Below are 18,081 nucleotides of genomic sequence, written 5' to 3'. Positions count from 1 at the left end.
CATCACCGACAACCGCGCTGACTGCACAGGTTTCGCAACGCTCATCGCGGCTACATCGCGGGATGGCCATCTATATACTCATCAGCTACCCACCTACTTGCTGTCAAGCAAGATCTTAGACCTGGCTGCGGACGGTGTGGGTACGCGGACCACGCTGAGATCACTTGGAGAAATCACGGCCGGGGACCCCCGCGGTGGCGGGGGTCCCCGGGAAACGCCGTATCACGGATCCACCTACAACAGCCGCTCCCGGCCGACCGCGTCCCGACCGCGATGCCGGCGACCAGCGGTCATCCGGTGAGGTTCTCCGCCTGGGTCTGCAGCTCGGCCAGGGTGGACGCCGCATCCGCCCCCGCCATGATCCTCTGGACCGCGTCGGATGCCACGGTGGGTACTTCGCCACCCCGCACCCCAGCCCAGTAAGGTGCCCGCACGATCGAATCGATCATGCCGTTGAAGGGCACGAGCTGCGGGTACTGCTTGTAGAGCGACACGAGTCGGTTGGCGGCCTCAAGGTCGACCGGCAGGTAGCTGAGCGCCTCAACACCGGCGGCGACCACATCCGGAGCAAGCAGCGACACCATCAGCTCGGTGGCCATCTCGTTCTGGCAGCGGTCGGTCGCCAACACCACCAGACCGTTACCGCCGGCCACGGGGTGCTGCGCGCCACCGGGCAGCACCGGGAGCGGCGCGACGCCGAGCGGGAACGCGCCCTTGCCTTGGGCCAGGGCGGCCCGCAGCCCCGGCACCACCGAGTTGATGCTCGCGCCGACCATCGCGGTCTTCCTGCTGAGACCGAAGCGGACCAGCGCGTCGGTCGGCGCCTTCGACTGCGGACCGTAGCTGCCGACCTTTGCCAGGAAGCCGGCGGCATCACGTGCCGGGGCACTGTTGAAGTCCGGTCGACCCGCGGCGTCGGAGATGTTCGCGCCCTTCGACCCGGCGATGGTGTTCAGGAACCACTGCCCGAACTGGTCCCCGGTGGGTAGGTCGATCGGCTGGACGCCCGGCAGCGTCGCCTTGATCTTCTCAGCCGCGGCGAGCACACCGGCGGTGTCCTTCAGGGACGCCGGATCGACGCCGGCCTTGGCGAGCAGGTCGGCGTTGTACAGCAGGACGGGTATGGACACCTGCTGCGGCACGGCGTACAGCTCGTTGCCGACCTTACCGAGGGATGTGAGCCGCTGGTCGTAGGACGCGCGCAGCAGACGGGGTGACACCTCCTGCGCGTCGAGCTGCTGGACGAACGTGGGCAGCAGGTCGAATCCGGCCACCGCCAGGTCCGTTCTGCGACCGGCGGCGGCGTCGGCGTTGATCTGCTGGACGATCTGGGTGTAGGTGGTCGCGGTCGACGTGATCTCGACGGTCAGACCCGGATGGGCCTTCTCCATGTAGGCCTTGCCGGACTTCGCGGCGTCATTGAGCGGCCCGCTCACGGTCATCCGTAGCGTCTTCACCCTGGCGGCGCACTGCGTTGACGCCTTGGCGCCGTCCACCTCCTCCACGGCCGCGGTGGCGGGCCGGACGGTCGGGCGAAGGCTGGAACCGGCCGACCGACCGTGCGCACCGCCTGCCCCGCACGCGGTGACCGTGAACACGGCAGCGGCGAGCGCGAGCCGCGTCGAGCGGCGAGTCCAGATCACGTGTCTTCCTCTCAGGCTCTCATGTCTCGACGCCGGTGCCGGTGGTACCAGGAGCGGAAATCGTCACATAATTCGGGACGACACCGATCTGCGTCGGCACAAGGAGGTTTACCGGCTCCACGGCGGACGACACCGGGCAGGACAACGGCCACCGGTAAGAGCGCAGCGAGCACGGGGCATACCCAATCCGGAACGAACCGGTAAATCCTGCCTCGCAAATGTAGTACACGATCGCGGTGCCGGAGCCGGGTAGACCGCCCTGTGTGAGGACCGCGACCGTCTCGAACACCTACAGAGTGAGAATCATTGCAATAACAGAAACGAATACTGTAAGGATGCACAGTCGATATTTCGCTATATGGTGCGACCAATCGCGATACCGATGGTTGCCGCTCCCAGCCCACCGACAACACCGACGAGCACGTTGGCCGCGGCGTAGAGGACGGCGCCGTCCTCGGCGAGCCGCAGGGTTTCATAGCCAAAGGTGGAGTAGGTGCTCAGTGCCCCACAGAACCCGGTACCGACCACGAGGCGCAGATCGGATGAAGCGGTACCGGCAAGCACGCCGAGGAGCAGGCTGGCGGCGGTGTTGACCGTCCACGTCCCCCAGGGGAACACGCTGGCGTGGCGGGCCTGCACCGTCCGGTCGACCAGGTAGCGCAGTGGGGCGCCGAGCGCCGCGCCGATCAGGACGAGCAACCAGCTCATGGCTGCCGCCCGACGTAGCGGATGACCTCGCACTCGTCGATGATCACAAGTCCTTCGGTGACCAGTTCGTCCAGTTCCGGCAGAAAGGAGCGGATCTTGTCGGCGACGTCGACGATGACCACGGCCACCGGCAGGTCCGCACTGAGGCTGAGCAACCGGGCCGTGTGCACCACCGAGGAAGCACCGAAGCCCTCCACCCCGTGAAATACCGAGGCACCGGCCAGACCCGTGGCCCTGGCTCGCCGCACGATCTCGCTCGACAACGGCCGGTGATGCCAGGTGTCACCATCCCCGATGAAGATCGTCAATCGGAGCGCCGGACCACTCGGCCTCATCGCCGGTCCCTCCGATGGATCCGGCTCGCGAGCCGGGTGGCCACCACACCGGCCCACACGGCGGTCAGCGCGACGAGCACGGTAAGCACGAGGTAGCCCAACGCCCGGCCGGTCCTACCGGCATCCAGTAGATGCTCGACATCGACGGTGTAGGTGGAGAAGGTGGTGAACCCACCGAGAATCCCGGTTCCCAGAAACGGACGTACCAGCCGGTGCGCCGACCACACGTCCGTGATCAATACCATGAGGATGCCGATCAACCCGCAGCCCACAGCGTTGATCGTCAGTGTGGTCCAGGGGAACGCCCCGGCGGGAGTACGCCAGGCCTGCCCGATCCCGTAACGGGCCGCCGCGCCGGCCGCGCCACCGGCAGCGATCACCGCGAGCACCACGCGATCGGCCGACCACGACCTTGGATTCCGGGAAGGGACAACCACGCCGAGGTCGGCATCGACCACCGTGGACTCCAACGACTGTGTGGGAACATCCATGCAACATTCGCCTACCCGCGGGTTCGCCGAGACGGTACGGGTAGGGACCGTTGGTCGCCTGGATGGTTCCGGCGACGGATCGGGTTCGGCGAGCCCCACCGCCGCGTAGCCGTCCTCAGTCTACGGGGCAAGTCGACACATCGCGGTACGGGTGCCATCGGGGCCACAAGTGCCACCGACCGGCGAACGTTGATCCTCCAGAGTGCGACCGGAGTGCCTTTGCCGCCGAGGCGGTAATCGGGTGTGCCCCATCGACCCGATCCCTGCAAGAATGACAGTCGACCTGATGTCGATCTTCGGGACCACAATGAGTGAGCGCAACAGCTCCGAGTGGGGGCACGTCGGCGACGACGGCACCGTCTACGTGCGAACGCCCGCGGGTGAACGCCCTGTCGGCTCCTGGCGTGCCGGCAGTCCTGCGGAGGGCCTCGCGCACTTCGCCCGGCGCTACGACGACCTGGTGGCCGACGTGGTGCTGCTCGAACAGCGGCTCACCGTCCCCAGCGCCGACCCTGCAGATCTTGCTTCGAGTGCGCGCCGGCTGCTCGGGTCCCTTGACGCCGCGGCGGCCGTGGGTGACCTGGGCATCCTTGCCACGCGGCTTGAGGCAGTGCTTGGCGCAGCCGACGAACGGGCGACCCTGCGGTCCGCCGAACGTGCTCGACGGACCGCCGCCGCCATCGAGGCGAAGCAGGCTCTCGTCGCCGAAGGTGAACGGCTCGCCCCCAGTTCCGGCTGGAAGGCCACCAGCGAGCGGTTCCGCGCGATCGCCGTCGAGTTCCGGGCGATCACAGGGGTCGATCGTCGCACGGACACCGAGATGTGGAAAAAGATCACCGCGTCCCGCGAGGAGTTCAACCGGCGCCGGACCGCCCACTTCGCCGCGCTGGACCAGCAGCGTGCGCAGTCCAGGGAGCGCAAGGAGGCGATCCTCGCCGAGGCCGAGGCGCTCGTCGACTCGACCGAGTGGTCATCCGCAAGCGCTCAGTACCGGACGTTGATGAACCAGTGGAAGTCTGCGGGGCGTGCGCCCAAGGACGCAGAGGACGCCCTGTGGCTGCGCTTCCGCTCCGCGCAGGACACGTTCTTTGCTCGGCGCAACGCCGCCAACGCCGAGCGGGACGTCGAGCTGCGCGCGAGCCAGGCAGCCAAGGAGCAGTTGCTCGCAGAGGCCGCCGCGCTCGACCCCACCCAGTCCGACCAGTCGCTGCGCAGACTCCGGGAGATCCAGGAACGCTGGGACGCCATCGGGAAAGTGCCCCGGGATGCCGTCGGCGATCTCGAACGCCGGCTGTCCGCGGCAGGTGACCGGATCCGGCAGGCAGCGGACGTCCGGTGGCGCCGGAAGGAGACCGCGGAATCCCCGTTCGTGACAACGCTACGGGAGTCCGTTGCCAAGCTGGAGGCAAAGCTGGAGCGTGCTCGGGCGCACGGACACGCCGACGAGGTGGCCAAGGCCGAATCGGCACTTGCCACTCAGCGCGAATGGCTCTCGCACGCGACCCGCTGATCTCGGACAGCTCGAGAAGAGCCATATCGGATGCGGCCCCCGTCACCGGGACGAGCGTGCGATTCGGACCAAAACCGCTAGCCGGGTGCTTGCCATAGCTAGCATCCGGACGTACGCTGCGAGACGTTGGTTGTCCGGCGTCGCGAGCCGTCCAGATATCCGGACGGTTCACGCAACGCGCAGATGGGAGGAGGTTGACACCCAACGTGCCGCCCCTGAATATGCGCGATCTCGGCGACTTCATCCGGGATCAGCGTAAGGCCGCGCAGATCTCACTCCGTCAACTCGCTCGGCAGGCCGGAGTCAGCAATCCCTATCTGAGCCAGATCGAACGTGGTCTGCGAAAGCCGTCCGCGGAGATCCTGCAACAGATCGCCAAGGCACTCCGGATTTCCGCCGAGGTGCTCTACATACAGGCCGGCATCCTCGACGAACGGTCGGCCGACAACGATGTCGTCACCGCCGTCCTTGCCGACACCGCTCTCACCGAGCGCCAGAAGCAGGTCATCGTCGAGATCTATGACGCGTTCCGGAAGGAAAACGTGGCCTACGGCCTGGTCGCCGAAGCCGCGGCGGCGTCCGGCCCGGATCCGGAGCAGAGCGGCTCCGATCCCGATCGGCCAGCGAGTGACGCGAACGCCGACACAGCCGACACACCTGCCGACACAGCCGAAACGACCGTGAGCTCGCCCAACGGCGCCCGGGCAACAAGGACCGCGGCCGCGCGGAAACCCTCCGGCTCCGCCACTGCTCCCAGACCGCGAACGACCGGCGCCGCCTCGAAGCGGACACCGGCGGCCCAACGCAAGCGGTTGGCCGTGATCACGCCTGAATCCGGTGAGGATTCCAACGCGAACGCCGGCCCCGCATCGTCCGACAGCACGCCGCACCGGGCCGTGGATGCCGACGAAGCGGACAGCGATCACCCGAATGCGGACGCTTGATGAACAAGCCGTAAGCAACAAAAACACAACCGATGGTCAGATGACAGTTACAAACAGGAGGTAGCCGTGGCGACCATCCGAACCACCACCCATACGTCCGAGGACACCGCCGAGATCGAGGCGGACGTCAGGATCCCCCTGTCCGAGGTCCGTAAGCCCCTGTATGCCTCTGTCGGAGCCGCCGACGCCGCCGTGGAAAAAATCCTCAGCATTCCCACTGTCTACGTGGACGAGGTAAAGAAGCTCCCCGGCCTGGTCACCGGCATTTCCGCCCGGGCGCAGAAGCTTCCGACCAGCGTGCAGACCGCCGTCAAGGCGTTGCCCTCATCGGTCGGCTCCCAGCTTTCCGACCTGCAGGGACGCGCAACATCGCTCTACAACGACTTTGCCGACCGGGGCGAGAAGCGAGTTTCCAACATTCGCCGGAGCCCGGCCACCGAAGAGGCCGTTACCCGTACGAGGGCCGCGGTCAGCCAGACCAAAGCCGCCCGCACCTCGACCCGGCGCGCCGCCGAATCCGTGGGCAAGGCCGTCAGCAACGCGGCCACGTCCAACTGATGTCACGAGTCCGGCCCGCACCCATCCACCCGGTGCCGTTCCAGCGGTCACTGTTTTGACCTGAGCCGGCACACGGACTCCACCGAAACATGGCAGACACAACCGGACATCACCGATCTGTTTCGGTTGCCGCGAACCCCGGACCCGGGCGTCCGGGGTTCGCGGTCCGTCGTGTTGTATCGGCAGATGCGCTATCGTTCACTGGGTTCTTCCGGCCTACTGGTGTCCGTCGTGGGTCTCGGCTGCAACAACTTCGGGTCACGAGTTGATCTCGAGGGTACCCGGGCCGTTGTCTCGGCGGCACTCGACAACGGCATCACGCTCTTCGACACGGCCGACACGTATGGCAACAAGGGCGGGTCGGAAACCCTGCTCGGCCATGTGCTGCGGACCCGACGCGACGGCGTGGTCCTTGCTACCAAGTTCGGTAACGACATGGGCGGCGCCTACGGACCCGATTTCAACGCACGAGCTTCCCGTCGCTACATCCGCAAAGCCGTCGAGGGTTCACTCCGTCGGCTTCAGACCGACTACATCGACCTTTTCCAGCTTCACAATCCCGACGCTTTCACCCCAGTGGAGGAGACGCTGGCCGCCCTCGACGAGGTCGTCCGCGAGGGCAAGGTCCGCTACGTGGGCTCGTCCAACCTGACCGCCTGGCAGGTCGCGGACGCCGAGTGGACGGCACGCGCATCCGGAACCACTCGTTACATTTCCACCCAGAACCACTACAACCTGCTGGAACGCCGCGTCGAGGCCGAACTCGTCCCGGCGGCGCAGAAATACAGCATCGGAATCCTGCCATACTTCCCCCTCGCGAACGGCATCCTCACCGGCAAGTACCTGCGGGACGAGGTACCGCCATCCGGTACCCGGCTCGCGGGCCGTCAGGACGAGTTGACCGACGAGCTTTTCGACCAGATCGAGACATTGGAAACATTCGCCCGTGAACGCGGCCGTTCCATACTGGACGTCGCGATCGGTGGCCTGGCCGCACAGCCGGCGGTCTCGTCGGTCATTGCCGGTGCGACCACGGCGGAACAGGTTCGGGCCAATGCCGCGGCCGGCGAATGGCAACCTCGCGCCGACGACCTCGCCGTCCTCGACAAGATTACCCCGACCCGGCGTCCGGCTTTCTGACCGGGCACAGCGGATACCCGGAACGGCAAACGACGCGTCACAGGCGAACCGCTGACGGACCGGAAAGGCCCGGCACCGGTTCGCCTGTGACGGCGGTCAGGCGCTGGCCGGAACGCCGTGCAGCGCCCTGATCAGGTCATCCTCACGCTCTTCGGTCAGCGATGTCCTGATGACGACGGGATTGTAAGGCCGCAGCGCATCCACGACCTTGTCGGGCGTTGACCGCCGAACGATGGCGAAGAGCGCGGCCTTGCCCGGTTGCAGGTGGCCGGCAACCCTTTTGATCATGTCATCATCGATGCCGACCTCGCTGAGCCGACCGGCCAGCGCACCGCCGGCGGCTCCGACCGCGAGGCCGACCACCGGCACGAGGAAGATTGCTCCGATCAGCGTTCCCCACAGCGCACCGCCGACCGTGCCGGCGGCGGTCGGGTTGAATGCCTGTTGGATCTTGATATGGCCATCCGGCTCACGCCAGGCGAGCGCCGTATCCTCAAAGTCGACCAGTTCCTCCGTGCGCAGGCGCCGACCGACATCCCAGACCTCCTCGGCCTGCTTGCGACTGTCGAAACCGAGTACGACGAGTTCAGCCACGTTCGGCTCCCCTCCGGGACGGCTTTCAGCGTGGGCGAGCGGCCGGCCGGTGTCCCCACCCCCGCCGGGTGAGACCCCATCCGAGCTCACCGTCCGGCGTCCCGACAGCCTGCCCGGATCCGACAGGCACGTCTGTTCGCTACCGCGACAGGCCGGCCCGACCACGCAGACCACCAGCCAGATCGCCCGTGGCGTCAACGTGTCGGTAGGACCTGGGATCCTGAAGGGCGACAGAGGAGGATCCGATGAGAGCCGGGCTCGATACCCGTCCTAGCGCGACCACCTACGACGTGGAAGAGCTGGTCACCCAGGCGTGGAAAGGTGCGATCCGTGTCCCGCACTTCCAGCGGGACCTCCGTTGGGGACGCCAGGACGTGGTCCGTCTGTTCGACAGCATCGTCAAGGGCTATCCGGTGGGGAGCCTCCTACTCTGGGTTCGTCCAGGACCGAAGCAGTCGGTCCGACTCGGCGCTCTCACCATCAAAGCACCACACATACCGCGGGCGTTCTGGGTGGTTGATGGGCAGCAACGAATCACCAGCCTCGCAAATGCGCTCCATGAGGAAGGCTGCGCGCAGCCTCGTTTCTCGCTCGCCTACGATCTCCGTGAAGGAAACTTCGTACCCCGTCCCGGTCAGGAAAACCCCTGGCTGATCCCGCTCCCGGTACTCTTCGACCTCCAACGTCTGATCAGGTGGTTCGCAAGCCATCAGGAAATCGGTGACCACCTTGACCAGGCAACCGGGGTAACAAAGACCATCCGGCAGTTCGAAATTCCCGCCTACCAGGTCGAACAGGGTGACGAAATGGTTCTTCGGGATATCTTTGACCGGATGAACAACTACGGCAAGCGGCTGAGCCGAGCCGAAGTCTTCTCTGCCCTCTACGCCGGCGATGAGGCCACCAAGGACAGCCGCCTCGACATCAGCCTCATAGCTGACCACATCAACGACGAACTCAGCCTCGGTCTTATTGACGACGACACTGTGCTCCACGCAATTCTGGCACGACGTGGACCGGACATCACCCGCGAGATTCGTAACGAATTCGATGACCAAGGAAGAAGGGAAACCGAGTTTCCCGGGGAGGACCGCGATACGGCCTACGAGGCGGGCGAGGAGGCGCTACGGAAGGCGGTGACCTTCCTGAAGGACGAAGCAGGTGTCGCCCATTACAGTCTTCTCGCCTATCGATATCTACTGGTCGTACTTGCTCGCTTTTTTGCGCATCATCCTCACCCCGATCAGCGCAACCTCCGCCTTCTTCGTCGCTGGTACTGGCGGGCCGCCCTCGCTGGTCCGGGAGTCTTCAAGGGAAGCGTTACCGGCGCAATGCGCGTACTGTGTTCAAGAGTCAGGCCGGATGACCTTTCCGGCTCTGTACAAGGTATTCTCGAAGCCGTTGGGAAAGAAGAAGATACCATACCCGACCTGTCGAGATTCAGAACCAACGATGCCGGCACAAAAATCGTACTCTGTGCATGGTGGAAGGCAGGACCACGCTCTCCACGAACAGGTGAACCCTATGAGCCCTCCGACCTGTCGGAGGGCCTGACCGACCAGACCACCGCGGCTGAGGCGGTTCACCGTATACTCCGTCGCCAAGCTGTCCCCGAACAATACCGCATGTGGGCCGCGAACAGGCTACTGATGCCCACCGAGGAAGAACCGATCGACGAGATCGATGCCCTGTTCTCCCAGCAACCACTGGGCCTCGATGACGAACAGTGGGATACCGTGCTCCGCTCGCACGCTATTACGCGTTCCGCAGCCGGACTGCTCGCCGAGAACCACCTCACCGAGTTTCTGGATGCTCGTCAGAAAATTATTCGCGATGATCTCAGGAGATTCCTTCAGCATGAGTGCGAGTGGGGCTTCGAAGACACCCCACCGATCGACGATCTGATTCTTGGCGATCTCGATGGGGACGATAATGTCGATTCCTGAGTCCCTGCACGCGGTCTGGCTGCAGGATCGACGAGTTGGTACGATTCACCAACGCGGCGATCACACCTGGTTCACCCTGAACAACGAATATCAAGAGGACCCGCAAAGACCTGTTCTGGGCCTGATATTCGAGCAAAACCTTTCAGCGCGTCACTCCAGCGCGCTCAGAGTCCCACCCTGGTTTTCGAATCTGCTGCCAGAGGGGCCATTAAGGGACTGGATAGCAGCCGACCGGGGAGTTTCCGCCACTCGTGAGATGGAGCTGCTCACCCAAGTGGGTCATGACCTTCCAGGGGCAGTTCGGATCCTGGCCGGGGACGAGCCCCCCGAGAAGTCCGCGCGGGACGGTGGAATGCGTCCTAAAAATTTCAGTCAAATCAATGATATAGTCGGATGACCACCCGGCTGGCGGTTTTCGCTCGCGGGTATTGCATTGAAGTTCTCGATGCTTGCCACCGACGACCGACTCACACTTCCCGCATATGGTGAGGGTGGTGACTGGATTGTCAAACTTCCCGATCATCGCTACTCGGATGTCCCCCGCAACGAGTACACGATGATGTCGCTCGCGGCGTCTGTTGGTATCGACGTTCCACCTGTCAGGCTGGTCCATCGGGACGAACTCGACGGTCTCCCACAACGTGTATGGCAATTCGCGGAGGAATGGGCATTTGCCGTCCGCCGCTTCGACCGGGACCAGCACCGCTGATTGATCCACATCGAAGACCTCGCACAGGTACGGAATGTCTATCCGGATGCCAAATACACAGGTAACTACGAAACGGTAGCGGCTCTCGTATACCGCGGCCACGACATCGAAGCACTTCGCGAGTTCACCCGCCGACTGGCCTTCAACATCCTGATTTCTAACGGGGACGCGCACCTGAAGAACTGGTCACTGATCTATCGTGATCCGCGAATTCCAACACTTTCGCCAGCGTATGACCTTGTATCCACCGCCGCATATCGAAAAACTGCGGACGGCCCTGAGAGCCTTGGCCTGAAGTTCGGCGGAAAACACAGGTTCGATACCGTGACCCTGGATACTTTTTTCCGGCTGCAGCAAAAACTAACCGTGTCGGCCGCGGACCTACCGAACCAGGTGACCTCCGTCGTGAAGAAGGTCGACACTTTGTGGCCGATGCACGCCGAAAACCTGGGTACCAACCACACTGTTCTGGAGAGCATCACCGCAAATATCACGGCACATCGCCGATCACTGCTTCGGACCTTGGGCTGACTCCGGCCGCAGCCGACACACCGGTGGAACGGGATGGTCAAGGATGGCGGACATGACCGAAGTGACGCTGGTGCACGGTGACATCACCGAACAGGTGGTCGATGCCGTGGTCAACGCGGCGAACTCGTCGTTGCTCGGCGGTGGCGGGGTGGACGGCGCGATCCACCGCCGCGGTGGGCCCGAGATCCTCGCCGCGTGTCGCGAGCTTCGGGCGACCACGCTGGCGGATGGTCTGGCGACCGGGCAGGCCGTGGCCACAACGGCGGGACGGCTGCCCGCCCGCCATGTCATCCATGTGGTCGGCCCGATCTGGTCGGCCACCCGGGATCGTTCGCATCTGCTGCGGTCCTGCTACGAGCAGGCCCTGCGGGTCGCGGACGAACTGGGAACGCTGAGCGTGGCCTTTCCCGCGGTCAGCGCCGGGGTCTACGGTTGGCCGCTGGACGATGCCGCCCGCATCGCCGTGGACACGGTCCTCGCGACGCCGACAGGCGTGCGGGAAGCCCGTTTCGTGCTGTTCGACGAACGCAGCTACGCCGCATTCCGCGCAGCGCTGACAACCTGACAGCGCTGACAGCGGGTCACCGATGAGCCGGCCGCCGTTCGGTGGATGAGAAACCCCTGCCTCACCCACCGGCAGCGGGAACATCCCGACTGGCTGGCGTCGGCGTCGGCGTCGGCGGCCAGGCAACCGTGACCTCGCCCAGTCGCCATCGCCGTCGGTTTCCCCGCACCGGCCACCCGTCCGCTCGCAGGGACTCGACCGCGGCAACCCACCGTTGTCTCGGCCCGAACACTGCGCGCGGCGCCATCCGCGTCCAGGCGTCGTCGAACGCGCTCAGCAGCGCGTACACGTCGTCACCGGGGACGTTACGGGCGATCAGTGCCTTGGGCAGCCGTTCCGCGAGTTCAGAGGGACGCCCCAGACTCGGCAGATGCGCCGCCAGGGTGAGTGTCGGGGTGCCGGGCCACGGCCACGGCCGCGTCGAGGTGAACGTCGAGGTGAACGTCGAGGTGAACAGGGACGTCCCCGGTTGCCCGGATTCGCCCGGTGGACGGTCGATAGCGAACCAGCAGGCACGTCGGCCGATCTCGTCGCACGTCCCCTCGACCAGCAGACCGCCACCGGCGATCCGGTCGAGTATTGACGCCCAGGCCGGTCCGACCGCCGGGGTCTCGTATTGGCGGAGCACGTTCATCGCCCGCACGAGAACTGGACGTAGTCCCGCAAGCTCGAAGCCGCCGCGGGCGAATGCCAGTCCCGGCGGACGTGCGGCCGGTTCCGCGGCGGCCACCCGTTCCCGGTCGATCTCCAATCCGACGACCCGGACGCCCGGGGCGACCCGTTCAAGGCGTTCGAAAAGCTCGACCGTGGTGACCGGCGAGGAGCCGTAACCGAGATCGACGACCAGCGGTGCGGATACGCCGCGCAGCCGGGCCGCCTGCGTCCCGACGATCCAGCGATCAACCCTACGCAGCCTGTTCGGATTGGTCGTCCCTCGGGTCGCGAGCCCGAGTGCTCTGGCCCTGCCTGCGGCGAGCCGCGGCTCGCCGCGACGGGCGGGAGAGGCACCTGACACCCCATCACGATCGCAGGACCGAGCACAGCCCACCATCACGCCCCCTGCTGAGCAGGGACGGCTGCCGGTGCCCGCTTGGCCGCACCCACTTCCGTGACACCCACCACGGTCGGTCACGGAAGTCAGATGAGTCTCATGCTTCATCCGATATCCGCTGATCGGCTCTGTCGCTGGCAGGATGAATCGGGCTCCCGCCGGGAAACCGGGCCCGATGAAATTCGGCACCAAATGGTTCCAGCCCAGCGGGAGACACGCTGTCCGGGCATGCAGCCAGCGGATCCGTTGTTCGGACAACCGGGTAGTGGATGGCCGGTGCGTCCGGGTTGGTGTGGAGGTGGTCGGTGCGTCGCGTCCGGTCCGGCTACCCGCGACGGGTCGCCATGCTGTCGATGCACACGTCGCCGCTTGAACAGCCGGGAACGGGTGACGCGGGCGGTATGAACGTGTATGTCGTGGAGCTGTCCCGGCAGCTGGCCGCCTTCGGCACCGAAGTGGAGATCTTCACCCGAGCCACCAGCAGCAGGGTGCAACCAGCGGTCGAGCTCGCACCAGGTGTCACGGTGCACCATGCCGCGGCCGGTCCCTTCGAGGATATCGGCCGAGAGGATCTTCCGGCCTGGCTGTGCGCGTTCACCGCGGACGTGCTGCGGGCCGAGGCCGCCCATGAACCCGGCTGGTTCGATGTCATCCATTCGCACTACTGGCTGTCCGGTCAGGTGGGTCTCGCTCTCGCCCGCCGGTGGGCCGTACCGCTCGTGCACACCGCCCACACCCTCGCGAAGGTGAAGAACAGCGCGCTCGCCCACGGCGACCGGCCTGAGCCGCCCCACCGCATCGTCGGCGAGCAGGAGGTCATCGCCGGCGCGAGCCGACTGATCGCGTCCACCGCTGACGAGCGACGGCATCTGATCGACCTCTACAGCGCGGATCCCGACCTGGTCGACGTGGTAGCGCCCGGCGTCGACCTGGATGTGTTCCGTCCCGGCGACCCGTTGGCGGCGCGAACCCGCCTCGGTATTTCGCCGGACGCGGTGCTGCTGGCGTTCGTCGGGCGTATCCAGCCGTTGAAAGCACCTGACATGCTGCTACGCGCCACCGCTCATCTGCTGACCCGTGAGCCGGCGTTGCGTGACCGCCTGGTCGTCGCGGTGGTCGGCGGGCCGAGCGGATCCGGTCTGGACCGCCCCGACGCTCTGGTGAAACTCGCCGCCGAGCTGGGTATCTCCGACGTCGTCCGGTTCCAGCCGCCGGTACCGCAACCGGAGCTGGCCGACTGGTACCGGGCCGCGAGCGCGGTGGTCGTTCCCAGTCACAGTGAGAGCTTCGGTCTGGTTGCGCTGGAAGCACAGGCCTGTGGGACACCGGTCGTCGCGGCTGCCGTCGGTGGGCTGCGCACGGCTGTCCGCCACGGGGTGTCAGGCATCCTGGTGGAGGAACGCCATCCGGCCGCATACGCGGACGCTCTGGCCAGGGTCGCAGGTCAGCCTCGCTGGCGGCGGCGGCTTGCAGCCGGCGCGCTCGCCCGGGCGGTGGAGTTCGGCTGGTCCGCCACCGCCCGCGGCGTCCTGGCCGGTTACCGTGACGCTGCGGCGCCGATGGCCGTTCCCGCAACGGCCTGATCTCCGCAAACCCGACCTTCAGGATCTCGCATCCAGGATCATGATGAGGTGAGCAGCCGTGTCACTGCCTGTCGACAGCGCCGAACGGGCACGCATCGACCGGGTGATCAACGATGCCCTGGACGACATCGGTCTGTCCTACGAGCGGGTGGATGAGGGATCGTTCCTGGTCACTGTGGAAGGTGACCACAAGCTCCGGACGATGACATGGCTGGTCGTGCTGGACCACACCCTGCTCATCGAGGCGTTCTTCATGCGAAAGCCCGCCGAGAACCTGGCCGGGACGTATGCGTTCCTGCTCGGGCGCAACGCGAAGAGCTATGGCGTGCACTTCTCCATAGACCTCGTCGGCGACGTCTACCTCACCGGCCGACTTCCACTGACGGCGATCACCGCCGACGAGATCGACCGCGTGCTCGGCTGCACACGCACCTACTCGGACGAGAACTTCGATCCGGCTGTCGCGTTGGGATTCGCCGGCGCCATCGAGCGAGAGAAGGCCTGGCGCGCCCGAGTCGCCGCCGCCGACGCAAACCCGCGGCTGCAAGGCTGAACAACCTTGCAACCTACGGCGGTATGCGAAAGCTAGGCGCCGGACGGTACCCGTTGAAGGCGTGCGGACAGGTGGGACTGCAACGGTTTGCCCTCGGCTTCCATGTCGATGGCGTAGGCGAGGTCACCGTCCTCGACGAGGCCGTACAGCCGCTCGGAGCGGTTCACCTCGCGTGCGGTGGCAGTACGAATCACGACATTGGACCGCAGGTCCACCCGGGTGCCGGCGACATCCCCGACGTAGATCTCGCTGATGCCGAACGGATGAGCGAGCATGACCTCCACCGCCGGCGGCCCGTCGCCGTCCGGCGGCTGCACCCGCCAGAATCCGACCTCGATGGCCAGCGGGCTGCCCTCGCTGCGTCCGTCCCGCGGCTCGCCGAGCCACCAGGTCCGGGACTCGTAGGACAGGGCAGGACGGCCGGTGCTGGAGAACACGATCTCCTGGCCGTATCGGAAGCCGTCCATCCCCGCATAGCCGCCGACGCCCTCACCGCGCCAGGTGCCCAGGAGGAAGGCGAGCGGCAGCAGGTTCGGATGCAGGTCGACCACCGGCCCGGGTGACACCGTCACGACTGCGTGGTCCCGCGCATGCACGCGTCGAACCCGCTCAATGCTGACCCGAGTACAGCTTGTAGACCACGTACACCGAGAACCATCCGATGAGTACCGCCACGAGGATCAGGAGCGCGGTGAAGAATATTTCCAGCACACGCCTAGCGTAGCCTGGCCACACCCGTCCGGCCTGTGTCACTCCGGTTCTGTGATATCGGCTGCAAGACTGGAGCCATGAGCCGTTCACTGGTGATCAAAGCTACCGCGGGCGTGGACGCGCCGGAGCGATGCTCGCAGGCATTCACCGTTGCCGCCGTCGGGGTCGCCAGTGGTGTGGACGTCTCCCTGTGGCTGACGGGCGAGTCCGCCTGGTTCGCGTTGCCCGGACGTGCCGCCGAGTTCGTCCTGGCAGAGTCCAGCCCCCTCGCGGACCTGTTGGACGCAGTTCTGGCCGGAGGGCGGGTAACGTTGTGTACCCAGTGTGCGGCGCGGCGGGCCATCGGTCCGGACGACGTGCTCGCGGGCGTGCGCATCGCCGGTGCGGCGGTCTTCGTGTCCGAGGTGTTGGCCGAAGGCGCCCAGGGTCTCGTCTACTGATTCCGACGGGCACTACGGGTGTCGGCGGGTAGTCGTCTGCAAACTACCCATACACCCCCATCGGTGACCGAGGGAGTTCATCAAGTCACGCCGGCAACCGCTCCTGCAACAGCAGACCACGTCCAGCACACGACAGAGCTCCTTCACGACGTGAGGCTGATGCGGTTTGGTGATCGTATGATGCACGAACCCGATGTCCTGTACGCAGTTGTCCAGTTCGACAGCACGGCGCAGCGCACGGTCCGGCGCGTCGTCGCACCATTTCCGGACCGAAGTTCCGCGGCCGGGTTCGCGGCGGACAACGGTATGCACGACTACACCGTCGGCCCGATGGCGTTTGCCGTACCGACAAAGGTGATGCCCGCTCGCCAGCATATTCCCCTGCCACGGTCCGGCAGTTCCTGACAGTCCCGGAAACCAGAACGGGCCTTTCGGAAGAAATATCCGAAAGGCCCGTCCGCCGACAACCGCCAGTGGACCGGTCCGGTTACCTACGCGGCTACCTCGACCTCGGTGTCGACCGGCTCGCCCTGACGGGCGACGACCTTCCGCTCACCGGATGCCCCCGGGACCAGAGCCCGGACCGTCCAGGAGCCCGGCCGGGCGAAGAAACGGAACTGGCCGGTCGCCGACAGCGGCACCTCCGCCGTGAAGTCACCGCCCTCGTCCAGCAGACGCACGTACCCTGCCGAAACAGGCGAGCCGTCCTTTATCACAACACCCTGGATGACAGTTTCCTTGGCCACGTCAATTCCCTCCACCGAAGGTCCGCCGCTGGTTGCCCCGCACACGCTCAGACGTCCTTCGAGATCGGGACACCAACGAGTGACCCGTACTCGGTCCAGGAGCCGTCGTAGTTCTTCACGTTCGGCAGGTCGAGCAGCTCATGCAGCGCGAACCAGGTGTGCGCCGAACGCTCGCCGATGCGGCAGTAGGCGATGGTGTCCTGGGTCAGGTCGACCCCGGCTTCGGAGTACAAGGCGGTCAGTTCGTCGTTCGACTTGAACGTGCCGTCCTCGTTCGCGGTCTTCGCCCACGGGATGTTCTTCGCGGTCGGGACGTGGCCGGCCCGCTGCGACTGCTCCTGCGGGAGATGCGCCGGGGCGAGCAGCCGCCCGGCGAACTCGTCGGGCGACCGCACATCGACGAGGTTCTTCGCACCGATCGCGGCGATGACCTCGTCCCGGAAGGCCCGGATGTCGGTGCGGGGGTCCTTCGCGGCGTACTGTGTCGTCGGCCGGTCCGAGACCCCATCGGTCAGCTCTCGGCTGTCCAGCTCCCACTTCTTGCGACCACCGTCGAGCAGCTTCACGTCAGCGTGCCCGTAAAGGGTGAAATACCAGTAGGCATAGGCCGCGAACCAGTTGTTGTTGCCACCGTAGAGAACGACCGTGTCGTCGTTCGAGATGCCCTTGGCCGACAGGAGCTTCTCGAACTGCTCCTTGTTGACGAAGTCACGGATGACCGGGTCTTGCAGCTCCGACTTCCAGTCGAGGCGGACCGCACCCGGGATGTGGCCCTTGTCGTACGCGGAGACATCCTCGTCAACCTCGACCAGAACGACCTTGGGGTCGGTGAGATGCGCTTCGGCCCAGGCCGGGTCGACGAGCGCGCTGGTACGACTCATGCGTGCACTCCTTTCAGGGAACGTATCACGAGATATATCTGGCAACCGAGACAAAAGCTGACGGCAGCATTCAGGAATGCTGCGACAAATGCAAGCCCGGTGGCGACGTAGCCCAGCGCTGGAACACCGGAGAGAAAGCCGGCCGCACCCGCGCCGCCGAAGATCGCGCCAACCGCCTGCGCGAAACGTGGCGGTTGTTCGTCCTCCAGCTCGGCCGGCGGCCCCAGCCGGGGTCGGATCGCCACGCGATAGAGCAACCCATAAGGCGCGCACCGGAGCCCGAACACCGCGCCGGTCAGAAACACCATCGTCTGCGCGAGGAGCAACCAGCCGCTTGCGGTCAGCAGGACCGCAGCGAGGACGACGCTGGTGACGGCAGCGGCGAACCGGGGACCTCTCGGGTCGACCACGAGCTCATCTCCTGACAGGCGGGTCCACTGAC

At 65.7% G+C, this 18,081-nt stretch carries 21 protein-coding genes and 1 pseudogene; 12 read left to right on the top strand and 10 right to left on the bottom strand.

The genetic code is table 11. The features are described from left to right. Positions 1–290 precede the first annotated feature (290 nt). The 4 genes from NBW77_RS02395 to crcB form a co-directional block, all read right to left on the bottom strand. Complete coding sequence (locus NBW77_RS02395) at positions 291–1,643, bottom strand: extracellular solute-binding protein (protein ID WP_250279219.1); 1,353 nt, start codon at positions 1,641–1,643, stop codon at positions 291–293. Positions 1,644–1,997: 354 nt separating this feature from the next. Continuing rightward, entirely contained in the window at positions 1,998–2,351 is a 354-nt protein-coding gene (locus NBW77_RS02385) for a fluoride efflux transporter FluC (RefSeq protein ID WP_131748740.1), read from the bottom strand. Further along, positions 2,348–2,686 carry a DUF190 domain-containing protein gene (locus NBW77_RS02380; protein WP_131748742.1) on the bottom strand — a complete coding sequence of 113 codons (339 nt, stop codon included), beginning with the start codon at positions 2,684–2,686 and terminating at the stop codon, positions 2,348–2,350. The genes NBW77_RS02385 and NBW77_RS02380 overlap by 4 nt, the downstream gene beginning before the upstream one ends. After that, entirely contained in the window at positions 2,683–3,177 is a 495-nt protein-coding gene (gene crcB / locus NBW77_RS02375) for a fluoride efflux transporter CrcB (protein ID WP_131748744.1), read from the bottom strand. The genes NBW77_RS02380 and crcB overlap by 4 nt, the downstream gene beginning before the upstream one ends. 271 nt (positions 3,178–3,448) lie before the next feature. On the opposite strand from crcB, the gene NBW77_RS02370 reads away from it, so the two are divergent. From NBW77_RS02370 to NBW77_RS02355, 4 genes are all read left to right on the top strand, one after another. Beyond that, positions 3,449–4,687, top strand: a complete 1,239-nt coding sequence (locus NBW77_RS02370) for a DUF349 domain-containing protein (protein WP_250279218.1) — start codon at positions 3,449–3,451, stop codon at positions 4,685–4,687. A gap of 206 nt (positions 4,688–4,893) precedes the next feature. Continuing rightward, positions 4,894–5,631 carry a helix-turn-helix domain-containing protein gene (locus NBW77_RS21990; RefSeq protein WP_131748746.1) on the top strand — a complete coding sequence of 246 codons (738 nt, stop codon included), beginning with the start codon at positions 4,894–4,896 and terminating at the stop codon, positions 5,629–5,631. Positions 5,632–5,697: 66 nt separating this feature from the next. Continuing rightward, positions 5,698–6,189, top strand: coding sequence for a hypothetical protein (locus NBW77_RS02360; protein ID WP_242606093.1), 492 nt, complete (start codon positions 5,698–5,700; stop codon positions 6,187–6,189). A gap of 186 nt (positions 6,190–6,375) precedes the next feature. Further along, positions 6,376–7,329, top strand: coding sequence for an aldo/keto reductase (locus NBW77_RS02355; protein WP_131748748.1), 954 nt, complete (start codon positions 6,376–6,378; stop codon positions 7,327–7,329). 96 nt (positions 7,330–7,425) lie between these two features. Here NBW77_RS02355 and NBW77_RS02350 read toward each other — a convergent pair whose 3' ends face one another. Further along, positions 7,426–8,013 carry a DUF1269 domain-containing protein gene (locus NBW77_RS02350; protein WP_250279217.1) on the bottom strand — a complete coding sequence of 196 codons (588 nt, stop codon included), beginning with the start codon at positions 8,011–8,013 and terminating at the stop codon, positions 7,426–7,428. 155 nt (positions 8,014–8,168) lie between these two features. Between NBW77_RS02350 and NBW77_RS02345 the strand changes: the two genes are divergently transcribed. The 4 genes and pseudogenes from NBW77_RS02345 to NBW77_RS02335 all read left to right on the top strand — a co-directional run bounded on the left by NBW77_RS02345 (position 8,169) and on the right by NBW77_RS02335 (position 11,674). Then, positions 8,169–9,869: a DUF262 domain-containing protein gene (locus tag NBW77_RS02345; protein ID WP_131748752.1), complete on the top strand. Its 1,701-nt coding sequence runs from the start codon at positions 8,169–8,171 to the stop codon at positions 9,867–9,869. Beyond that, positions 9,844–10,266, top strand: coding sequence for a HipA N-terminal domain-containing protein (locus NBW77_RS22240; protein ID WP_349816945.1), 423 nt, complete (start codon positions 9,844–9,846; stop codon positions 10,264–10,266). Before NBW77_RS02345 ends, NBW77_RS22240 begins: the two co-directional genes overlap by 26 nt. 27 nt (positions 10,267–10,293) lie before the next feature. Further along, positions 10,294–11,109: pseudogene (locus NBW77_RS02340) on the top strand (type II toxin-antitoxin system HipA family toxin); the annotation flags it as partial. Positions 11,110–11,161: 52 nt separating this feature from the next. After that, a complete protein-coding gene (locus NBW77_RS02335) occupies positions 11,162–11,674 on the top strand; it encodes an O-acetyl-ADP-ribose deacetylase (protein ID WP_131748754.1) in 513 nt (170 codons plus the stop codon). A gap of 61 nt (positions 11,675–11,735) precedes the next feature. On the opposite strand, the gene NBW77_RS02330 is transcribed toward NBW77_RS02335, so the two are convergent. Beyond that, entirely contained in the window at positions 11,736–12,725 is a 990-nt protein-coding gene (locus tag NBW77_RS02330; RefSeq protein ID WP_502799420.1) for a class I SAM-dependent methyltransferase, read from the bottom strand. Between the two features lie 344 nt (positions 12,726–13,069). Between NBW77_RS02330 and mshA the strand changes: the two genes are divergently transcribed. Continuing rightward, a complete protein-coding gene (gene mshA / locus NBW77_RS02325) occupies positions 13,070–14,308 on the top strand; it encodes a D-inositol-3-phosphate glycosyltransferase (RefSeq protein ID WP_242606101.1) in 1,239 nt (412 codons plus the stop codon). Positions 14,309–14,366: 58 nt separating this feature from the next. Beyond that, entirely contained in the window at positions 14,367–14,861 is a 495-nt protein-coding gene (locus NBW77_RS02320; RefSeq protein WP_131748759.1) for a type III secretion system chaperone family protein, read from the top strand. 32 nt (positions 14,862–14,893) lie between these two features. On the opposite strand, the gene NBW77_RS02315 is transcribed toward NBW77_RS02320, so the two are convergent. Beyond that, the gene (locus NBW77_RS02315; protein ID WP_131748870.1) at positions 14,894–15,427 is read right to left on the bottom strand and encodes a nitrobindin family protein; all 534 of its coding nucleotides are present in this window, start codon (positions 15,425–15,427) and stop codon (positions 14,894–14,896) included. A 222-nt stretch (positions 15,428–15,649) separates the two neighbouring features. On the opposite strand from NBW77_RS02315, the gene NBW77_RS02310 reads away from it, so the two are divergent. Both NBW77_RS02310 and NBW77_RS02305 read left to right on the top strand, forming a co-directional pair. Then, positions 15,650–16,012 (top strand): DsrE family protein, encoded by a 363-nt coding sequence (locus NBW77_RS02310; protein WP_131748761.1) that lies wholly within the window; start codon positions 15,650–15,652, stop codon positions 16,010–16,012. Between the two features lie 177 nt (positions 16,013–16,189). After that, positions 16,190–16,417, top strand: coding sequence for a hypothetical protein (locus tag NBW77_RS02305; RefSeq protein WP_165486298.1), 228 nt, complete (start codon positions 16,190–16,192; stop codon positions 16,415–16,417). An 86-nt stretch (positions 16,418–16,503) separates the two neighbouring features. Here the strand turns inward: NBW77_RS02305 and NBW77_RS02300 are convergent, their stop codons facing one another. Genes NBW77_RS02300 through NBW77_RS02290 form a run of 3 tightly spaced genes read right to left on the bottom strand, consistent with a single transcriptional unit; the run spans position 16,504 to position 18,049 of the window. Then, positions 16,504–16,803, bottom strand: coding sequence for a DUF1416 domain-containing protein (locus tag NBW77_RS02300; protein WP_131748763.1), 300 nt, complete (start codon positions 16,801–16,803; stop codon positions 16,504–16,506). Between the two features lie 2 nt (positions 16,804–16,805). After that, entirely contained in the window at positions 16,806–17,639 is an 834-nt protein-coding gene (locus tag NBW77_RS02295) for a sulfurtransferase (protein ID WP_131748765.1), read from the bottom strand. Beyond that, positions 17,636–18,049: a DUF4395 domain-containing protein gene (locus tag NBW77_RS02290; protein ID WP_131748767.1), complete on the bottom strand. Its 414-nt coding sequence runs from the start codon at positions 18,047–18,049 to the stop codon at positions 17,636–17,638. Before NBW77_RS02290 ends, NBW77_RS02295 begins: the two co-directional genes overlap by 4 nt. Positions 18,050–18,081 lie beyond the last annotated feature (32 nt).

Origin of the sequence: Frankia sp. Cppng1_Ct_nod, assembly GCF_920656135.1 — a bacterium.
Taxonomy (GTDB): Bacteria; Actinomycetota; Actinomycetes; order Frankiales; family Frankiaceae; genus Protofrankia; species Protofrankia meridionalis.
Note: the sequence above shows the minus strand (reverse complement) of the source record. Positions and strands in the feature narration are given on the sequence as shown.